Source organism: Grimontia marina (assembly GCF_900060185.1).
Taxonomy (GTDB): domain Bacteria; phylum Pseudomonadota; class Gammaproteobacteria; order Enterobacterales; family Vibrionaceae; genus Enterovibrio; species Enterovibrio marinus.
Genome location: NZ_FIZY01000287.1, coordinates 1 through 519, shown reverse-complemented (window position 1 = coordinate 519; position 519 = coordinate 1). Strand labels below are relative to the sequence as shown.

The window sequence follows — 519 nt, the reverse complement described above, 5'->3', positions numbered from 1 at the left end:
CGTTAACTATGCAAAGCGTCAACAAGGTCGTAAAGTATTTGCAGCGCAAAGTACTCACTTGCCATTGAAAATTAATATGGCGGGTGTAATACCTGCAATTTTTGCATCGAGCATTATTTTGTTCCCAGGAACATTAGCCCAGTGGTTTGGCCAAAATGGTGAGAGCAGCACATTCGGTTGGTTAACTGATGTGTCTTTGGCTCTTAGCCCAGGTCAACCTCTGTACGTTATGCTTTATGCAGCGGCGATTATTTTATTCTGTTTCTTTTACACAGCGTTGGTTTTTAACCCTCGTGAAACAGCGGATAACTTGAAGAAGTCCGGTGCGTTCGTACCCGGCATCCGCCCAGGTGAGCAGACAGCGAGATACATCGATAAAGTAATGACAAGATTAACCTTAGCCGGTGCTCTATACATTACCTTTATCTGTCTGATTCCCGAGTTCATGATGGTCGCATGGAACGTTCGTTTATACTTCGGCGGTACTTCACTACTTATCGTAGTGGTAGTAATTATGGA

The 519-nt window shown here is 43.9% G+C and carries 1 protein-coding gene; it reads left to right on the top strand.

The genetic code is table 11. The features are described 5' to 3' along the window. On the top strand, window positions 1-519 hold a 519-nt coding region (locus tag GMA8713_RS26455; protein ID WP_269747476.1), incomplete at both ends, for a preprotein translocase subunit SecY.